This is a genomic window from Rathayibacter sp. AY1F8 (assembly GCF_002932165.1).
Classification (GTDB): Bacteria; Actinomycetota; Actinomycetes; order Actinomycetales; family Microbacteriaceae; genus Rathayibacter.
In genome coordinates this window covers 60,099-78,596 of sequence record NZ_PSVB01000005.1, presented here as the reverse complement: position 1 = coordinate 78,596, position 18,498 = coordinate 60,099, and the positions used below count along the sequence as shown (strand labels likewise).

Below are 18,498 nucleotides of genomic sequence, written 5' to 3'. Positions count from 1 at the left end.
CCCCGCATGACCGACTTCAGCCCCCGTCTCGCCGACGCCCTCGTCACCGTCCTCGGTGCCGACGGCGCTCCGCTCGCCCACGCCGACGTGACGGTCGAGCAGCGCCGCCACGCCTTCGCCTTCGGCTGCACCCCTCCGAGCACCGACCCTGCGCGCGCCGAGGAGCGCCGGCTCTGGCTCGACCTGTTCGACACGGCGACGCTCCCCGTCTACTGGGGCCGCTTCGAGCCGGAGCGCGGCCGCACCGCGACGGAGGAGGTGCTCGCCGAGGCGCGCGCGCTCGCCGCGGACGGCGTCCGGCTCAAGGGGCACCCGCTGGTCTGGCACTACGTGAAGCCGGAGTGGCTCGACGCGCTGCCGCTGGACGAGGCCGAGCAGCTCCTCCGCGCGCGCATCCGCCGGGAGGTGGGCGCCTTCGCCGGGCTGATCGACACCTGGGACGCGATCAACGAGGTCGTCATCATGCCGCGCTTCGCCAACGAGCCGGACGGCGTGACGAACGCCGTCACCCGCCTCGCCCGCGAGAAGGGACGCGTCGGCATGGTCGAGCTGGCCTTCTCGGAGGCGCGCAGCCTCGGCACCGGACCGGTGCTCGTGCTGAACGACTTCGACCTCGGGCCCGAGTACGAGCGGCTGATCGAGGACGTGCTCGAGGCCGGGATCCGGCCCGACGCGATCGGCCTGCAGTCGCACATGCACCAGGGGTTCCGCGGGGAGGAGCAGATCACGGCGATCTGCGACAGGTTCGCGCGCTTCGGCCTGCCGCTGCACTGGACCGAGACCACCCTCGTCTCGGGCGAGCTGATGCCCGCCGAGATCGAGGACCTCAACGACCACGTGGTCGAGGACTGGCCGACCACCCCGGAGGGGGAGGCGCGGCAGGCGGACGAGATGGTGCGGCACTACGAGACGCTGGTCGCGCATCCGGCGGTCGAGGCGATCACCTACTGGGGCTTCGACGACGCCGGCGCCTGGCTCGGAGCGCCGGGCGGGTTCCTCCGCCGCGACGGGAGCCCGAAGCCGGCCTACGAGGCGCTGCGCTCGCGGATCCGCGGGGACTGGTGGCTCGAGCCGACGGTGCTCCGGACGGACGCCGAGGGGCGCGTCGGCGTCCGGGCCTTCGCCGGGGACTTCGCGCTCTCGAGCGCCGGGGCGGGCGCTGCAGTGAGCCTCCCCGTCGGGTCGTCGACGGCTGAGGTCCGCCTGGGCTGAGGGCGTCCGGGGCCGGCCGGTGGCGCCGGTCGCCCCGTCGCACGCCCCGGAACGCCGCGTCCCTCCCAACACTCAGTCGGCTGATGGAAGACTCGGAGGGTGCATCTCCTCGCGGTCCTCAGCATGAAGAACCGGGCGCTCATCGCGCTCGTCACTGTCGTCATCGCCGTCTTCGGCGGAGTCGCCCTGACCGGGCTCAAGCAGGAGCTCGCGCCGTCGATCTCCTTCCCGCAGCTCGCCGTCGTCACGTCCTACCCGGGCGCCGCTCCGGAGGTGGTCAACGACGACGTCTCGACGCCGATCGAGACCGCCATCCAGGGGGTGCCGGGGCTCGAGACGACCAGCGCGACGTCCTCCACGGACTCCTCCCTCATCTCGGCGTCCTTCACCTACGGCACCGACCTCGCCACCGCCGAGCAGAAGATCCTGCAGGCGATCAACCGGATCAAGAGCACGCTCCCGGACGGCGTCGACCCGCAGGTGGTCACCGGCTCCCTCGACGACCTGCCGGTGCTGCAGCTCGCCGTGTCGAGCGACGGCGACGCGGACGCGCTGGCCGAGCGCCTGCGCACCACGGTCATCCCGGACCTGGAGAAGGTCGAGGGCGTGCGCGAGGCGGCGCTCGTCGGCGAGACCGCCCAGCGCGTCACGATCACCCCGGACGACGCGGCGCTCGCCGCGGCCGGCCTCTCGACCGGCGACATCCGCTCGGCCCTGCAGCAGAACGGCGTGCTCGTCGCGGGCGGACAGATCACCCAGGACGGGTCGACCTTCTCGGTGCAGTCGGGCGTCAAGCTCGACTCGACCGACGCGATCGCGGCGCTGCCGCTGCTGCCGTCCGCAGGTGCCTCCGCGGGTGCGGGCGGCGCCGGTGCGTCAGCGGGCGCGGGTGCCTCCGCGGGTGCCGGGGCTTCCGCCGGCGGCTCCGAGGCCGGAGCGGCGGCGGGAGTCGCGGCCGTGACCGCAGAGCCGACCGTCACCACCCTCGGCTCCGTCGCGACCGTCGCCGTCACCGACGCCCCCGTCACCTCGATCTCGCGCGTCAACGGCCAGCCCGCCCTGACCCTCTCGATCACCAAGCTCCCGGCCGCGAACACCGTCGACGTGTCGACCGGCGTGGCCGCGCTGCTCCCGGACCTCGAGGAGTCGATCGGCGACAACGCCGCCTTCACCCCGGTCTTCGACCAGGCGCCCTACATCCAGGAGTCGATCGCGTCGCTCGCGCAGGAGGGGGCGCTCGGCCTCGTCTTCGCCGTGCTGGTGATCCTGCTGTTCCTGCTCTCGGTGCGCTCGACCCTGGTCACGGCCATCTCGATCCCGACCTCGGTGCTGATCACGTTCATCGGCCTGCAGACGGCCGGCTACACCCTCAACATCCTGACCCTCGGCGCGCTCACCATCGCGATCGGCCGTGTGGTCGACGACTCCATCGTCGTGATCGAGAACATCAAGCGGCACCTCGACGCGGGTGAGGACCGGGCCCGGACCATCGCGGTCGCCGTCCGCGAGGTCGCCGGCGCGATCACCGCCTCCACGATCACCACGGTCGCGGTGTTCCTGCCGATCTCGTTCGTCGGCGGCACCACGGGCGAGCTGTTCCGGCCCTTCGCGCTGACCGTGTCGATCGCCCTGCTCGCCTCACTCGTGGTGGCGCTGACGATCGTGCCGGTGCTCGCCTACTGGTTCCTCCGCCCCTCGAAGCGACCGGCGGTGCGCCAGGCCGCGCAGGCGGCGCTCGCGGAGGAGCGCGCGGCGGCCGGAGGGGCACCCGCCTCGGGGGTCCCGGCCGACACCGCCGCGCCGGTCGAGGAGGCCCCGCACCACGGCGCCCACGCCGCTCCCCGGCGGGCGCGCGGGCTGCAGTCGGTGTACGGCCCGATCATCCACTGGACGCTGAAGCACTCGGTCGTCACCGTCCTCCTCGCGCTGCTCGTGCTCGTCGGGACCGGTGCGCTGTACCCGCTGATGAAGACGAACTTCCTCGGCTCCAGCGGGCAGGACACCTTCACCGTCACCCAGACGGTCCCCGTCGGCCAGAGCCTCGACGCGCAGGACGCGACGGCGCAGCAGGCGAGCACGGCGATCCTCGGCGTCGACGGAGTCGAGACCGTCCAGCTCACCGTCGGCTCCTCCGGCGGCCTGCAGAGCGCGTTCGGCGGGGGAGGCGGCGGCGGCACCTCGATCCGCTACTCCGTCACCACCGATGAGTCGGCCGACCAGGAGGCCGTGCAGGCGGACGTCCGCGACGCGCTGTCGGGCGTCGCCTCGGCCGAGGACATCAGCGTCGCCGCCTCCTCCGGCTTCGGCGCCTCCTCGGACATCGAGGTCGACCTCTCGACCGCCTCGCAGAGCGACCTCCAGAGCGCGAGCGACCAGCTCCTCGAGGCCCTGCGCGGGACCGACGGGATCAGCCAGGCCGAGAGCAACCTCTCCTCCTCGCTGCCCTACATCGCGGTGCGGGTCGACCGCGACGCCGCGGCCCGGGCGGGTCTCAGCGAGGTCGCCGTGGGCACGATCGTCAGCCAGGCGCTCCAGCCCAGCCAGGTCGGCAGCGTCGTGATCGACGACCGCACCCTCTCGATCTACCTGGCCGACGGGCAGCCGCCGGCCACCGTGGACGAGCTGCGGAACCTCGAGGTGCCGACCCTCACCGGCACCGTCGCGCTCTCCACCCTCGCGGCGGTCGAGCAGACGGACGGTCCGGCGAGCATCACCACCGAGCGCGGGCAGCGCACCGCGACCATCACCGTCACCCCGGAGGGCGACGACCTCGCCTCGGCCAACGTCGCCGTGCAGAACGCGATCGACGCGACGGCGCTTCCGGCCGGTGTCGACGCCTCCCTCGGCGGAGTGACCGCCGACCAGGCCGACGCGTTCTCGCAGCTTGGCATCGCGCTGCTGGTCGCGATCCTGATCGTCTACGTCGTGATGGTGGCGACGTTCCGCTCGCTCCTGCAGCCGCTGCTCCTGCTCGTGTCCGTGCCGTTCGCGGCGACCGGCGCGATCCTCCTGCAGGTGATCACCGGCGTGCCGCTGGGCGTGCCGTCCCTGATCGGCGTGCTGATGCTGATCGGCATCGTCGTCACCAACGCGATCGTGCTCGTGGACCTGGTGAACCAGTACCGCGATCGCGGGATGCCGGTGCGGGAGGCGCTGCTGCACGGCACCGAGCGGCGGCTCCGGCCCATCCTGATGACCGCCCTCGCGACGATCTTCGCCCTCCTGCCGATGGCGCTGGGGATCACGGGCCACGGCGGCTTCATCTCGCAGCCGCTGGCGATCGTCGTGATCGGCGGCCTGGTGTCCTCGACGGTGCTGACCCTCGTGGTCCTGCCCGTCGTCTACAACCTTGTCGAGGGGTATCGTGAGCGGCGGCGTGCCGCCCGCGCCGGGAAGGCGTCGGCATGACGGACATCAGGGATGCGGCCGGGACGGTCGGCTCGCGCTGGCGCAGCGGCCCGGAGCGCGCCACCGCGGTCCTCGACGAGATCGGTCCGGAGCGCTTCGTCGCCCGCGACTTCCGCCCGGGCACGCTCCGGCACCTCGTCCTGATCCGCTTCCGCCCGACGGCGCTGGTCGCCGAGGCGGACGAGGTCACCCGCCGCTTCCTCGCCCTGGCCGACGAGTGCGTCCGCGACGGACGGCCCTACATCGAGTCGATCGAGACCGGGCCGCAGCTGAGCATCGAGGGCGCGGGCGAGGGCTTCGACCGCGCGTTCCTGCTGACCTTCTCCTCCGAGGGCGACCTGCACTACTACCTGGGCCGGCCGGCCGTCGAGGACCCCGCGCACTGGGATCCGGCGCACGACGCGTTCAAGGAGTTCGTCGGGCCGTTCGTCGACACGGCCGGCATCGTCGCGTTCGACTTCCGACCCGAAGAGCACTGATGGCGACTCCCGACTTCGTGCTGCGACTGCGCGAGCGGATCGGGACCGAGCTGCTCTGGCTCACCGGCGTGACCGCGGTGATCCTCCGCGAGGAGCCGGCGCTCGAGGTCCTGCTCGTCCGGCGCGCCGACACCGGCGCCTGGACGGCCGTCACCGGGATCATCGACCCGGGCGAGACCGTCGCCGGCACCGCCCGCCGCGAGGCGCAGGAGGAGGCGGGCGTCGAGATCGAGGTCGAGCGCCTCGTGCAGGTGCACACCCTCCCACCGATGCAGTACCCCAACGGGGACCGCTCGCAGTACCTCGACCACGTGGTGCGCTGCCGCTGGATCTCGGGGGAGGCCCACGTCGCGGACGACGAGTCGACCGAGGTCGGCTGGTTCGCGCCCGACGCGCTGCCGCCGATGTCGGACGAGCACCGCGCCCGGATCCAGCGGGCACTGTCGGACGAGCCGGGCTGCTCGATCGACTGACGGCGGGGGTGCGCGCCGGACGAGGCGGGGCCGCCTCTCGGGAGCGGCACACGCCTCGGAGCGGGCGCTGCTCAGACCGGACGCGCGAAGCAGAGCACCGCGTCGTCGCCGACGTGGGCTCCGAAGCCGTCGATCGCCGTGAAGCCGAGCGCCCCGGCCGCTGGGGCGAGCTCCGGAGCGGCGGCCAGGCGCAGCGTGCGGATCCGCTGCACCCGCGCCCACGACTCCGCCGCCGCGACGAGCCGTCGGGCGACTCCCGTGCGCCGGTGGACGGAGGCGACCACGAGCTCCAGCACCTCGGCGAAGTCGTCCGGGCCGGGAGCGAGCACCAGCACGCCGGACGCCGCCCCGTCGATCCGGGCGACCAGGACGCGGGCGTGCGGGGGCGGGACCGCGGCGAGGAGGCCCTCCGCTCCGGCTGCGTCCTCGAGGCGGACGACGACTCCGCTCACGAGCCCAGGTGGGCGCGGAGGAACTCGACGACCCGAGCACGCAGAGCGTCGTCGAGGAGCGCGATCGAGTGCAGCGAGCCGGGGAGGACGAGGAGGTCGACGCTCGAGCCCGCTCCGCGCAGCGCCTCCGCGAAGCGGGTCGACTGGCTGAGCGCGACCCGCTCGTGCGCCGCGTGCGCGATGAGGAACGGCGGCTCGGAGCCGTCCACCTGCGCGAGGGGCGAGGCGGCGGTCGCAGCGGGGCAGGAGGCGAGGTCCGCGCAGTCGAGGTAGCTGCGCACGGCGGCCGCGACTCCGACAACCGGGTCGTCGTCGGCGAGGCCGGCGGCGCTGAGATCGGAGGGACCGCTCAGGTCGACCACGGCGGCCAGGCGCGACGAGGTCGACGGCAGCGTGCCGAGCAGAGAGGCGAGGTTGCCGCCGGCCGAGCCGCCGAAGGCCGCCACCCGCTCCGGATCGATGCCGAAGCGCGCGGTCTGCTCCGGCTCGAGCAGCCAGTCGAGGGCGGCCGTCACATCGTCGAGCTGCGCGGGGAACACGGCGGCGGGCGCGAGGCGGTAGTCGACCGAGACGGCGACGAACCCCTCCGATCCGAGCCACTGGCAGATCGGGCGCCAGTTCGCGTCGGCCTTGCCTCCACGGGCCCAGCTGCCGCCGTGCACGACGAGGACGGCGGGCCGCGGCTCCGCCGACGGGGCAGGGGAGGAGCAGACGTCGACGCTCTGCCCGGTGCTCGCGTCGTAGACGACGTCGGCCGTCACGCTCACGCCGGACCAGTCGGGTGCAGGTGCCGCTCCGAGCGCCTGCGCCACCGGCTCCGAGACGGGAGTGGTGCTCGCGCAGCCCGAGAGGAGGAGTGCGAGGGCGGCCAGGACCGCGGCGACGCGTCGCGGGGATCGGGTGGGCTCGCGCATGAGTGCGATCAGCGTACGGGGTGCCCGGCGCCCCGGATGCGGCACCCCCGCGATCAGGGGGTGCCGGGCTCGCGCTGCAGCCGGACCAGGACGACCCCCGCGAGGATCAGCGCGCCGCCGCCGAACTGGATCGGCGCGGGCAGCTCGCCGAGGATCAGCCACGCGGCCGCGATCGAGAACAGCACCTCCGTCAGGCCGACGAAGGAGGCGATCCGCGTGCCGAGACGGCGTCCGCCCTCGATCCCGAGCAGATACGCCAGCACCGTCGACATGCCGAGGATCACGCCCGCGGGGAGGAGCCAGCTGACCTCCGCTCCGACGAACACCACCTCTCCGAAGGTCGCGCGCAGCGGTGTGACGCCGAGCGCCCCGAGTGCCAGCAGGATCGCGGCGCCGACCGTCATCGCCCCCGCCGTGAGCGCGATCGGCGGCAGCTCCGGATCCACTCGGCCGGCGATGACGTAGTAGACGCACAGGCCGAGCGAGGCGGTCAGCGCCCAGGCGATGCCGACCAGCTCGGGGGTCGACTCGCCGGACAGGTCGAGCACGAGCACCAGGCCGCCGAGCGCGAGAGCGGAGCCGGCGAGGGTGAAGCGGCCGGGGTGCCGGCGGGTGCGCGCCAAGGCGAGGAGGACGAGGAACACCGGCGCGAGGTACTCGATCAGCAGGGCGACGCCGACCGACATGTGCTCGATCGCGCTGTAGAAGCAGAGCTGCGCGGCGATCACGGCGAAGACTCCGTAGAGGGCGATCGTGCCGAGGTTGCGGCGGAGCACGGGCCAACGGCCGCGGAGGGACAGGACCGCCGGGATCGCGAGGATCAGGGCGGCGCCGCCCGCGCGCCAGAGGACCGCGGACGCCGGCGTCCAGCCCGCCTCGAGGAGCGGCTTCACGAACGGCCCGCCCAGACCGAACGCCGCCGACGCGGCCAGCGCCGCGACGAGGCCCGAGCCGAGGCGCCGTGCAGGCGCGGGCGCGCTCGCGGCGGGGAGGGTGACGGCGGCGGTGCTCTCGGCGGTCATGGCCGGCTCCTTCAGGAGTCAAAAGGATTACACTCGTGACAGCGAGCTGATCGCACACTACTGAGCCGCACTGTCAGGAGTCAACATGGTGTTCGCCTATGACGTCGAGGCGTCACTGACCTCCACCGCCACCCTCGTCAACACGCTCCCCGAGCTGTCGCCGTCCGGCGAGGACGAGATGGCGACGATCGAGCAGCTGGACGACTTCCTCCTCGAGAACCGGTACACGGGCAGCCGCGACGGATCGACCGAGGAGCTGGAGGCCGTGCGGGCGATCCGCTCCTCCCTCCGCACCCTCTGGCTCACGCGGGCCGAGGAGGACCTCGTCCCCGTCGTCAACGGGATGCTCGACTCCGGCCGCGCGCTCCCGCAGCTGGTCCGGCACGGACCCTACGGCTGGCACCTCCACGCGACGCGCGACGAGAGCCCGCTCGCCACCCGCATCCTGGTCGAGGCCGCCATGGCGTTCGTCGACGTGATCCGCGGCGACGAGCGCGAGCGGATCCGCGTCTGCGCGGCGGAGGACTGCGAGGCGGTGCTCGTGGACTTCTCCCGCAACCGCTCGAAGCGCTACTGCGACACGGGCAACTGCGGCAATCGCGCGAACGTGGCCGCGTACCGGGCCCGGCGGGCGTCGCAGTAGCGGACGGGCGGTCGTTGCGCGCGGGCGCGCGTCGATCGTGCTGCGGCTCGGGGCCGGGGGGCTGTTGCGGGGCGACTCCGCGGGGGACCGGTTGCGGAGGTGCGCGGCCCCCGGGCTTCGCGGCTCCCGGGCTTCGCGGCTCCCGGCTTTCGCGGCCCCCGACCTGAGCGGCTCCTGGCCGCACGTCTCCCCGCCCTAGCCAGGCTCCGGGGCCGCGTGTAGACTCGCTCGGTCGGCTCTTGACACCGTGCGTTCTCGTGCGGATGGGTTTGTTAGTCAAGTGGGCCGGGTCTCCGACAGTCGTCGTGAGACGAATCACATGTGTGAATCGGCCCCGGTCAATGACTCGCCCGGGTTCTCCCCCCTGCTGCCCCGCAGCAGTCCAGCGCACGGACGCCCCTCACGACGGGGCTCCTCCGGCGTCGCCTCCTCGCGCACGACCTGAACCCAGGAAGAACTGCCATGCCCAAGAACAAGAAGCCCGCCGGCGGACGTCCGGCCAAGAACTTCGAGCCCAACCGCTTCGGCGCCTCGAGCGGCAAGTCCCAGCTCGGCGGCCGCTCCCGCTTCCCCGGCGCCAAGCCGGGCTCGCGCAGCGAGGGCCACCGCGGCTTCCGCGCCGTCGACGAGAACGCCCCCAAGAAGGCGCGCTGGAACGCCGACGAGCGCGCCGAGCGAGCCACCGAGCGCGCCGATCGGCCCGCCCGCGGGTACGACCGCGACGAGCGGCCCTCGCGCGGCTACGACCGCGACGCGCGTCCGGCCCGCTCGAACGACCGTGACGAGCGTCCGGCCCGCGGGTACGACCGCGACGCACGCCCGGCCCGCTCGAACGATCGCGATGAGCGTCCTGCGCGTTCCTACGGGCGCGATGAGCGTCCTGCGCGTTCCTTCGACCGGAGCGACCGCCCGGCCCGTTCCTTCGACCGCGATGCGCGTCCGGCCCGCTCGAACGATCGCGACGATCGTCCGGCCCGTTCCTACGGGCGCGACGACCGTCCTGCGCGTTCCTTCGACCGGAGCGACCGCCCGGCCCGTTCCTTCGACCGCGATGCGCGTCCGGCCCGCTCGAACGACCGTGACGATCGTCCGGCCCGCTCCTACGGACGCGACGACCGTCCGGCCCGCACCGGCGACCGCGACGAGCGCCCCTCGCGCGGCTACGACCGCACCGAGCGTCCCGCCCGCTCGTTCGACCGCAGCGACCGTCCGGCCCGCTCCTTCGACCGGGACGCGCGTCCCTCGCGCGGCCACGACCGCGGCGACCGCCCGACCCGCTCGTTCGACCGCGACTCCCGGCCCTCGCGCCGCGACTCCGGCTCGGACTTCTACCCCAGCCGCGACGCCCGTGCGCCGCACCAGGCCGACGACGTCGTGCTCGAGCGCCTCGAGGCGACGGCCACGCTCGCCGTCGACGTCGAGGGCGTCACCTTCGGCGACCTCGGCCTGGGAGGGAACATCGTCCGGATGCTGACCGAGCTCGGAGCGGCCGCGCCGTTCCCGATCCAGGCCGCGACCATCCCCGAGGTGCTCGCCGGCAAGGACGTCCTCGGACGCGGCAAGACCGGCTCCGGCAAGACCATCGCCTTCGGCGCCCCCGTCGTCGAGCGCCTGATGGAGAACAACGGAGCGAAGGGCCGCAAGCCGGGCCGCGCTCCGCGCGCGCTCATCCTCGCGCCGACCCGCGAGCTCGCCATGCAGATCGACCGGACCATCCAGCCGATCGCCCGCTCCGTCGGCCTGTTCACGACGACCATCTACGGCGGCGTCCCCCAGTACAAGCAGGTCGGAGCCCTCCAGCGCGGAGTCGACATCGTCATCGCGACGCCGGGCCGCCTCGAGGACCTCGTCGAGCAGGGCCGCCTCGACCTTTCGAACATCACCATCACGGTGCTCGACGAGGCCGACCACATGTGCGACCTCGGCTTCCTCGAGCCCGTGCAGCGCATCCTCCGCCAGACCGCCGACGGCGGCCAGCGGCTGCTGTTCTCGGCCACGCTCGACAAGGGCGTCGCGACGCTCGTGGACGAGTTCCTGGTCGAGCCGAGCGTCCACGAGGTCGCCGGCGAGGACCAGGCGTCCTCGACCATCGACCACCGCGTGCTCCTGATCGAGCACCGCGACAAGGCCGAGATCATCGAGCAGCTCGCCGCCCGCCAGGGCAAGACGCTGATCTTCGCCCGGACCCGCGCGTTCGCGGAGCAGCTCGCGGAGCAGCTCGACCACGCGGACATCCCCGCGACGAGCCTCCACGGCGACCTCAACCAGTCGCGCCGCACCCGCAACCTCGCACTGCTCACCAGCGGACGCGTGGACGTGCTGGTCGCGACGGACGTGGCCGCGCGCGGCATCCACGTCGACGACATCGACCTGGTGATTCAGGCCGACGCTCCCGACGAGTACAAGACGTACCTCCACCGCTCCGGCCGCACCGGCCGCGCGGGCAAGACGGGCACGGTCGTGACGCTCATCACGCGCAACCGTCGCCGCCGCATGGAGGAGCTGCTCGACCGGGCCGAGATCGAGGCCGAGATGATCGAGGCCCGCCCCGGCGACCGCGTCCTGCGCGAGATCAGCGCCCCGGCCGAGTAGCCGCCGACCGAACGACACGAGGCGCGGACCCCCTGCATCGGGGTCCGCGCCTCGTGTCGTTCGTGGTGAGTGCTGTGGTGCGGAGTGACGGCGAGTGCCGGGTCGTGGTGACCCTCCGACTCCGCGCTGCGCAGGGCTCCTCGCTGTGCGGCTTCCCGTTCGGACAGCTCTGCGTTGCGCGGCTCTGTGCTGGACGACTCTGTGCCGGACGACTCTGCAGTGTCCGGCTTCGCGGAGGGCTTCTGCACGCACGAACGCCGAAGGGCGGACACCTCGCGGTGCCCGCCCTTCGGCGTGCTCACCGGCCGGAGCCGGTGAGGGGAATTAGCTGGCCGGGGGGGTCAGCACGGTGTCGATGAGGTAGACGGTCGCGTTGGCGGTCTGGACGCCACCGCAGATGACGGACGCGTCGTTGACCTTCAGGTCGTCGCCGGAACCGGTGACGGTGAGGTTGCCACCCTGGACAGTGGCGTGGTCGCCGGCGATCGCGTCAGGGGCGATCTGGCCGGGGACGACGTGGTAGGTCAGGATCGAGGATAGCGTGGCGGCGCCCTCGGGGGTCTTGAGGGAGTCGACGGTCGCGGCGTCGAGCTTGGCGAACGCGTCGTCGACCGGGGCGAAGACGGTGAACTCGCCGCTGTTCAGCGTGTCGACGAGGTTGACGTCGGGGTTGAGGCCACCGGAGATCGCAGCGGTCAGGGTGGTGAGCAGCGGGTTGTTCGACGCGGCGGTCGCAACGGGGTCGAGCGACATGCCCTCGACCGAGCCGGCGCCGTCCGGGACCTGCTCGGCGTAGGCGGCACAGCCGGGGCCGACGAGGTTCGCGGCCGGGTCCATGGTCGCCATGGGGGTCGAGGAGGCGGAGGCCGACGAGGTGGCCATCGGGGTCGACATCTCGGTCGCCGCGTCGCTGGCGGCGGTGGTCGAGCCGCTTCCGCTCGAGCAGGCGGTGAGGCCGAGGGCGGCGGTGCCCAGCAGGGCGAATGCGGCGAGGGCGGAACGCTTGGTGGATCGCATGGGATTACTCCTTCGTGAGACGGCCCCCACGTGATGCGGAGGACCTGTTCTGTGTGGACCGTGTCGCGGCCGTTGACATGTGTTCGGAGCCCTCCCTGCGGGGGTTTGGATTTCTTTCGGTGATCTAGGTAACGGCTTCGTAACGGCAGGGAACCGGGACGGCGGGGAGCTGCTCCGCCGCGTCGATTACCCTGGAGACGTCGCGCGCACGCGTCGACGCGACGACGAGAGGACGGGCGAGTGCAGACCCGAGGTGCACGAGTGGCTCGCGGCGTCGCCGCCGCTCTCGCCGCGACCGCCACGGCCGCCGCCTCCCACACGCTCGCGGGCGCCGAGACCCCCGCTCCTGCCGTGCTCGCCCTCGCCGCGGCGTTCGCCGTCGTCGTCTGCGTCCTCCTCTCGGGGCGCCGTCCGTCCCTTCCCCGGCTGACGCTCTCCGTGCTCCTCAGCCAGATCGCGTACCACGGCCTCTTCCTCATCACGGGCAGCGGTGGGGAGGTGAGCGTGGTCGGGACGACGGGCACCGGCGCGCACTTCCACGACGGGTCGACCATCGAGCTGATCGCCGGCGGAGGCGGACACGCGGCCCACGCTCCGCTGATGCTCGTCGCCCACCTCGCTGCGGCTGCCTTCACGATCGCGGCGTTCCGGTACGGCGAGCGCCTCTTCTGGACGCTGGGAGCAGGCCTCCAGCGCGTCGTCGTACGGATCGTCGCCCGCGCGTCCGCGGTCGCGCTCCCGTCGGCACCCGGCGTCTCGATGACGGGCACCCCCGAGCCGCGGGCGCCCCGTTCCCTCGACGCGGTCCTCTCGATCCTCCGGCACCGCGGGCCGCCGCTGCGGGTCCTCCGCGCCGCCTGACGCCCCTCCCGTGCGGGAGCGGCTCCGGTCGGCGCCTCCGCATGCACCGCGAACCCGCGCTGCGTCCAGAACTCCCGGCCCCGCGCCGGATCTCCCCCGAGGACACGACCGTCATGACCCGTTCTTCTTCTTCTTCTTCTTCTTCTTCCTTCTCGCGGCTCCGCCTCGTCGGCAGCGGCGCACTCGTCGCCGCCGGATCGATCGCGCTCGCTGTCGCCGCGCCCACTGCGGCCAGCGCACACGTGACCGCGGCGGCGAGCAGCACCGCCGCCGGCTCGTACACGGTGGTGACGTTCTCGCTGGCCCACGGCTGCGAGGGCTCGCCGACGACGGGACTCACGATCACGATGCCCGACGGCATCAACTCGGTCAGCCCGACGATCAACCCGAACTGGGACGTCGTGAAGAACGAGGTCGCGATCGCCGACCCGGTCACCGACTCCCACGGGAGCACCGCGACCAAGCGGGTCTCGGACGTGGTCTACACGGCGAAGACGCCCCTCGCCGACGGCTACCGCGACACCGTCGCCCTCCAGCTGCAGCTCCCCGAGGACGCGGCGGGCTCCACGCTGGAGTTCCCCGTGCTGCAGACGTGCGAGACCGGCAGCACCGCCTGGGACCAGCCGACCGTCGACGGCCAGGACGAGCCCGAGCTGCCCGCTCCCACCGTCGCGGTGACCGCGGCGGAAGCGGGGTCCGGCCACGGGGGCGGACACGACGACGACGGCGACGGTGACGACGCGGTCGCGACCACCGCCTCGGCGACGACGGCCACGAGCGGCGACGACGTGCTCGCCCGCATCCTCGGAGTCGGTGGGCTCGTCGTCGGCGCGGTCGGCGTGGCCGTCGGGCTCGCCTCCCGCCGCCGCGGACCCCGGGCGTCGGCGTGACCCGTCGGAAGGCCCTCGTCGCCGTTACCGCGATCGGGCTGCTCGGCTCGATCGCGGTGGCGGCGCCCGCCAGCGCGCACAACTACCTCGTCTCGACGACTCCCGCTGCGGACTCGACCGTGACGGAGCAGCCGGGAACGCTGGTGCTGACGACGAACGACGACCTGCTCGTCCTCGGGACGGACGGAACGGCGGCGGCTCTGCGCGTCGTCGGGCCGGACGGGCTCTACTACGGCGACGGCTGCGTCAGCGTCGTCGGGCCGGAAGCGTCGATGCCGCTCGAGCTCGGCGCGGCGGGGGAGTACGAGGTGACCTGGCAGGTCGTGTCCACCGACGGGCACCCCGTGTCGGGCCAGTACGCGTTCGACTGGGCGCCGTCCGACGGGACCGCGCTCGCCGACGGGTCGGACTCGGTCCCGGACTGCAACGGCACCGTCGCGGTCTCAGGAGGACAGGCCGAGTCAGCCGACGAAGCGCAGGCGACGTCCGGATCGGACCCCGCACTCCTCGGGGACGTCCTGTGGATCGGCGGCGCTCTCGCCGCGGTCGCCGCCGCCATCGGAGTGACGCTCCTCGTGCTGCGACGGCGACCCCGCGACTGAGGCTCGTGAGCCTCCTGGGGTGGCGGTCGGTCAGTTCAGGAGGCTCGCGAGGGGCCCTTCGCCGAGACCGGTCAGGACGGCCGCCGCGTCCTCGTAGACGGCGACGGCTCCGGCCTCGCGGAGTTCGTGCTCCGAGGTTCCGCCGGAGAGGACTCCGACCGTTGCCAGGCCCGCGCGCTCGGCGGCCAGGACGTCCCAGGTCGCGTCGCCGACCATGACGGCGCGGTCGACGGAGACACCCGCGCGGTCGAGCGCGATAGAGATCAGGTCGGGTGCTGGCTTGGCGGTGGAGACGTCGGCGCCGCTGGTGACAGCGTGGACGGACCCGCCGAAGTCGAGGACGTCGAGAAGCACGTCCAGCTCGTTCTGCGGTGCCGAGGTGGCGAGGACGACGTGGACGCCTCGACCGACGAGCGTCGCGACGAGCTCGCGAGCTCCCGGAAGTGGAACGATGCGTGCTGTCGTCTCGGTGTAGTTCTTGGTGTGCAGCGACTTCACCAGTGCGCGCTGCTCCTCCTTCACTTCGTCCTCGAGGAGCATGTCGAGCAGCTCCGACGAGTCTGCGCCGATCGCTCGTTGGATGCGCCAGGCGGGGACGACGAGGTCGGCCTGCCAGAAGGCGCGCGACCACGCCTCGACGTGGAGGAAGTTCGTGTCGGCGAGGGTCCCGTCGATATCGAAGAGCACCGCCGAGGTCCCCGTCGTCGCGTCTTTCCTGTCCTTCGTTCCTGCCATATCGCTGCCCCTCTTGTCGCTTCCGCGCCTATCGGCCCGTGCCGTCCACGCTACGCGGGCGCGCCGAAGCGGGCCCGCCCCTTGACCTGCCCGTCCACGCCACCCGACCTGCCCCTTGTCACGGCCCGCCGGTCCCGGTCGGATCGTGTCCGCCCTCCGTCCCGTTCCCCGGCTCCCCGGGCCGGGTGACATGCTGCCGTCCCGTCGGGCTCGTCCAGTGCAGCGTGCCGTCCGGCTCCTGCTGGTGGGTCCACCCCGTGGTGTGGCGGAGCCGGTGGTGGTGTCGGCAGAGGTGCGCGAGGTTGTCGGCCGACGTGGTGCCTCCGTGGTGCCAGTCGTTCGTGTGGTCGACGTCCGCGTGGCGGGTGCTGCGGGTGCATCCCGGGAACCGGCAGGTCCCGTCGCGGTGCTGGAGGTGGCGACGCAGGTCCGCCGGCACTCGGTAGGAGTCGCGTCCGACGGAGAGGACCGCTCCGCTCTCCGGATGGGTGAGCAGCCGCGTGAACGAGGGAGCACCTGCTGTGAGACGCCGCGCGGTCTCCGGATCGACGGGTCCGTATCCGTCGAGGACGGCGGGCTGGTCGGACCGCCCGAGGAGGGTCAGCGCCGGCACGGTCACCGCGACTTCGGCGCGCACTCCCGCCGGCATCGACGTGCCGTCTCCCTCGGCCGATGTCTCCCCGTCGACCAGCAGCGCAGCGGCGATGTCTGCGCGGAGCTGGCCCAGCGTCCGCTCCTCGTCCGGCAGATCCGCGAGGGAGCGGGCGGCCCGGTCGATCCTGTCCATCGCGCCGAGCACATCGGGAGCTGCGGTGTAGAGGTGCAGGATCGCCATCCCGTCGTCGAGGCCCTCCACCCAGAGCGCGCGACGACGGGCGCAGTCCCGATGACGTTCGCTGAGCGTCTGCGGGTGCAGCCGTTCCCGGAGCGACCGGAGGGCGCGTCGCAGCTGGGGCGGCGTGCAGGCGACCGCGATCGTGGCGGCCTCCTCGTCGAAGCGCCCACGGACCTCGGCCGGGACGTCGAGCGCTCCTCGCACCACGAGTCGCGCGTGCTCGGGGGAGAGCGCTCCGTCCGCGAGTGCGCGCAACGTCGCCGGGAGGTCGTTCACCAGCAGGCGTGCCTCGTCGACCAGTGCAGAGGCGTGCGCCTCCGAGACCCGGAGTCTCGTCGCGAGCTCCGCGATCAGCGCCCGGTGCGCCGCCTCCGCCCGATCCACCTGCACCTGGACGTGCTCGCCGACGAGCGCCGCCGGTGCCGCCATCGCGAGGCGGCGTGCCTCCTCGACTGCCCGGTACCGGGATGCCTCGACGGCGGACCGCTCAGCGTGCCGTGAGCCGGCGAGCGCGAGCGCCTCCGTGAGCGCGTCGTCTACTGTCGCCGATTCCTTCATGCCCTGATCTCAGCGGACGAAGTCTCGTCGTGGACCTCGGGACCGCCGTTCCATCGGACAGCATCGCGAAGAGCCGCCTGTGGAGGAGCGTTCCCGCCCCCCTCACACCTTCCGCGGCACCGTGAACACGGTCTCCACTCCCGCCGAGTACAGCACCGAGTCCGGCGCGCGCGTCGCCAGCCCGGGGAAGCCCGCGGCGTCGAGCAGCCCGTCGTCGAGCGCGAGCAGCTCCGCGCGTCGCAGCGGCCACGGCCGGTGCAGGTTGCGGCCGTACCAGGTGGAGCCCAGGTGGCGCTCGTGGTAGGCCCAGCGTGCGGTGAGGAACGAGGCGAGCGGGTCCTCGCCGACCGGGTCGCCCGGGCGGACGACGATCCGGGAGCGGGCGGCCGAGTCCGAGTGCCGGATCGTGTCGTAGATCACCGCGCCGTGGCGGTGCTCGATGCTCATCCGGGCCCAGCGGTAGGGGAGCCCGAACACCGCCTGCGCGGTGAGCACGGGAAGGAGGTGGGAGGCGTCGAGCGAGACGAACACGACTCCGCGTCGTCCCTGCTCGTCGACGGAGTAGAGCCGGACGTTCACCTCGGGGAAGGTGCCGAGCCAGGGCACCCGCGGGCCGCCGAGGAAGGCCGTCCGCGAGAGCCGGAACGGGATCAGGCCCACCCAGGAGGAGCCGTCGTGCTCGTCGGGCCTCGTCCCGGCCGGGAGGTGGGGCGCCACCAGGGCGGGGTCGACCCGCCAGTGCAGGAACGTCGCCTCGGTCCAGCGCTGTTTCAGTATGCGCGGTCCGCCGAGCGCGGGCGCGGAACGGGTGACGGGTTCGACGGATCTCACGCGCCCATCGTGCTCCGATGTGCTGCGAGCTCGCCCGTGCAGGCGCGCTCAACGGCGTGCGACGAGTGCCTTCAGTGTCTCCAGCACCAGGGCCACCGGTGCGGAGGAGGCGGCGGAGTTGCGCACGACGGCCTCGAGGGAGCGGACGGGCCGGGGACGGACGACGGGCACGGCGCGGACGCCGTCCGGCAGGCGGTGGGCCGCGAGCTCCGGCAGGACCGTCACGCCCATGCCCGCGGCGACGAACGCGGCGGCGGTGATGTGGTCGTTGGCCTGGACGTGGAAGGGCGGCGCGAACCCGGCGGCGGCGCAGGCCTCCACGACGTTCCGGCGGCACCAGCCGGTGGGCAGGTCGTTATCGACCCAGCGCTCGTTCGCGAGCTCGGCGAGGTCTATCTCGCTCCGTGAGGCGAGCGGATGACCGTCGGGCAGGACGACGAGGTAGGGGTCGTCGAGGAGGTGGTGCGCCGTGAATCCGGGGGCGGTCGGCTCGGAGGAGGCGACGAGGAGCTGCACGTCGGGGCGCGCTCCGAGGTCGTCGTCGAGCTCCTCTCCCAGGCGCAGATCGAGGGCGAGGCCGGGGAACGCGGCGGTCAGCCGGCGGGCGACCTCCGGCATCCAGGCGCTGCCGACGGAGGCGAAGTACGTCACCGAGAGGCGGCCGGAGCGGCCCTCGCGCAGCTCCTCCACCACGGCCTCCGCTTCGGCGAGGCGCTCGAGGACGCGGTCCGCCTGGGCGGCGAGGGCGCGTCCGGCTGGGGTCGGGCGGACGCCGCGGCCCACCCGCTCCAGCAGGGTCAGTCCGGTCTCGCGCTGCAGAGCGGAGAGGTGCTGGCTGACGGCGGAGGACGTGTAGCCGAGGCCGGAGGCGGCTCCCGCGATCGAGCCGGAGGCGACGACGGAGCGGAGGATGCGGAGCCGGTGCACGTCGAGCATGAGACGACCGTACAGTCCGGCTGAACGATCCGACAGTG

The 18,498-nt window shown here is 73.1% G+C and carries 17 protein-coding genes; 9 read left to right on the top strand and 8 right to left on the bottom strand.

Annotated features, from left to right (window positions below; genetic code table 11):
- Window positions 1-6 precede the first annotated feature (6 nt).
- The 4 genes from C5C35_RS05885 (at window position 7) to C5C35_RS05870 (ending at window position 5,572) form a co-directional block, all read left to right on the top strand.
- A complete protein-coding gene (locus C5C35_RS05885) occupies window positions 7-1,212 on the top strand; it encodes an endo-1,4-beta-xylanase (RefSeq protein ID WP_104246897.1) in 1,206 nt (401 codons plus the stop codon).
- Window positions 1,213-1,311: 99 nt separating this feature from the next.
- Window positions 1,312-4,620 (top strand): efflux RND transporter permease subunit, encoded by a 3,309-nt coding sequence (locus C5C35_RS05880; protein WP_104246896.1) that lies wholly within the window; start codon window positions 1,312-1,314, stop codon window positions 4,618-4,620.
- Window positions 4,617-5,099: a Dabb family protein gene (locus tag C5C35_RS05875; protein ID WP_104246895.1), complete on the top strand. Its 483-nt coding sequence runs from the start codon at window positions 4,617-4,619 to the stop codon at window positions 5,097-5,099. The genes C5C35_RS05880 and C5C35_RS05875 overlap by 4 nt, the downstream gene beginning before the upstream one ends.
- Entirely contained in the window at window positions 5,099-5,572 is a 474-nt protein-coding gene (locus C5C35_RS05870; RefSeq protein WP_104246894.1) for an NUDIX domain-containing protein, read from the top strand. Before C5C35_RS05875 ends, C5C35_RS05870 begins: the two co-directional genes overlap by 1 nt.
- 71 nt (window positions 5,573-5,643) lie before the next feature.
- Here the strand turns inward: C5C35_RS05870 and C5C35_RS05865 are convergent, their stop codons facing one another.
- From C5C35_RS05865 to C5C35_RS05855, 3 genes are read right to left on the bottom strand one after another with little or no spacing between them, the layout of a single operon-like run.
- Window positions 5,644-6,024 carry a GNAT family N-acetyltransferase gene (locus C5C35_RS05865; protein WP_104246893.1) on the bottom strand — a complete coding sequence of 127 codons (381 nt, stop codon included), beginning with the start codon at window positions 6,022-6,024 and terminating at the stop codon, window positions 5,644-5,646.
- Entirely contained in the window at window positions 6,021-6,938 is a 918-nt protein-coding gene (locus tag C5C35_RS05860) for an alpha/beta hydrolase (protein ID WP_104223819.1), read from the bottom strand. The genes C5C35_RS05865 and C5C35_RS05860 overlap by 4 nt, the downstream gene beginning before the upstream one ends.
- A 53-nt stretch (window positions 6,939-6,991) precedes the next feature.
- Window positions 6,992-7,960, bottom strand: a complete 969-nt coding sequence (locus C5C35_RS05855) for a DMT family transporter (protein ID WP_104262741.1) — start codon at window positions 7,958-7,960, stop codon at window positions 6,992-6,994.
- 85 nt (window positions 7,961-8,045) lie between these two features.
- Here C5C35_RS05855 and C5C35_RS05850 point away from each other — a divergent pair, with 85 nt between their 5' ends.
- Both C5C35_RS05850 and C5C35_RS05845 read left to right on the top strand, forming a co-directional pair.
- Entirely contained in the window at window positions 8,046-8,603 is a 558-nt protein-coding gene (locus C5C35_RS05850; RefSeq protein WP_104262740.1) for a CGNR zinc finger domain-containing protein, read from the top strand.
- 462 nt (window positions 8,604-9,065) lie between these two features.
- Window positions 9,066-11,195 carry a DEAD/DEAH box helicase gene (locus C5C35_RS05845; protein WP_104262739.1) on the top strand — a complete coding sequence of 710 codons (2,130 nt, stop codon included), beginning with the start codon at window positions 9,066-9,068 and terminating at the stop codon, window positions 11,193-11,195.
- 324 nt (window positions 11,196-11,519) lie between these two features.
- On the opposite strand, the gene C5C35_RS05840 is transcribed toward C5C35_RS05845, so the two are convergent.
- Entirely contained in the window at window positions 11,520-12,212 is a 693-nt protein-coding gene (locus C5C35_RS05840) for a fasciclin domain-containing protein (protein ID WP_104246890.1), read from the bottom strand.
- Window positions 12,213-12,452: 240 nt separating this feature from the next.
- Here C5C35_RS05840 and C5C35_RS05835 point away from each other — a divergent pair, with 240 nt between their 5' ends.
- The 3 genes from C5C35_RS05835 to C5C35_RS05825 are packed head-to-tail and all read left to right on the top strand — an operon-like array spanning window position 12,453 to window position 14,565.
- A complete protein-coding gene (locus C5C35_RS05835; RefSeq protein WP_146084567.1) occupies window positions 12,453-13,073 on the top strand; it encodes a hypothetical protein in 621 nt (206 codons plus the stop codon).
- A 41-nt stretch (window positions 13,074-13,114) separates the two neighbouring features.
- Entirely contained in the window at window positions 13,115-13,963 is an 849-nt protein-coding gene (locus C5C35_RS05830) for a YcnI family protein (RefSeq protein ID WP_104260385.1), read from the top strand.
- A complete protein-coding gene (locus tag C5C35_RS05825) occupies window positions 13,960-14,565 on the top strand; it encodes a copper resistance CopC family protein (protein ID WP_104246887.1) in 606 nt (201 codons plus the stop codon). The genes C5C35_RS05830 and C5C35_RS05825 overlap by 4 nt, the downstream gene beginning before the upstream one ends.
- Window positions 14,566-14,595: 30 nt before the next feature.
- Here the strand turns inward: C5C35_RS05825 and C5C35_RS05820 are convergent, their stop codons facing one another.
- The 4 genes from C5C35_RS05820 to C5C35_RS05805 all read right to left on the bottom strand — a co-directional run bounded on the left by C5C35_RS05820 (window position 14,596) and on the right by C5C35_RS05805 (window position 18,460).
- Window positions 14,596-15,300, bottom strand: coding sequence for an HAD family hydrolase (locus C5C35_RS05820; protein WP_104246886.1), 705 nt, complete (start codon window positions 15,298-15,300; stop codon window positions 14,596-14,598).
- Window positions 15,301-15,418: 118 nt separating this feature from the next.
- A complete protein-coding gene (locus C5C35_RS05815) occupies window positions 15,419-16,693 on the bottom strand; it encodes an HNH endonuclease signature motif containing protein (protein ID WP_104262738.1) in 1,275 nt (424 codons plus the stop codon).
- Window positions 16,694-16,795: 102 nt separating this feature from the next.
- Window positions 16,796-17,524, bottom strand: a complete 729-nt coding sequence (locus tag C5C35_RS05810) for a YqjF family protein (protein ID WP_104226183.1) — start codon at window positions 17,522-17,524, stop codon at window positions 16,796-16,798.
- 48 nt (window positions 17,525-17,572) lie between these two features.
- Complete coding sequence (locus C5C35_RS05805) at window positions 17,573-18,460, bottom strand: LysR family transcriptional regulator (protein ID WP_104262737.1); 888 nt, start codon at window positions 18,458-18,460, stop codon at window positions 17,573-17,575.
- Window positions 18,461-18,498 lie beyond the last annotated feature (38 nt).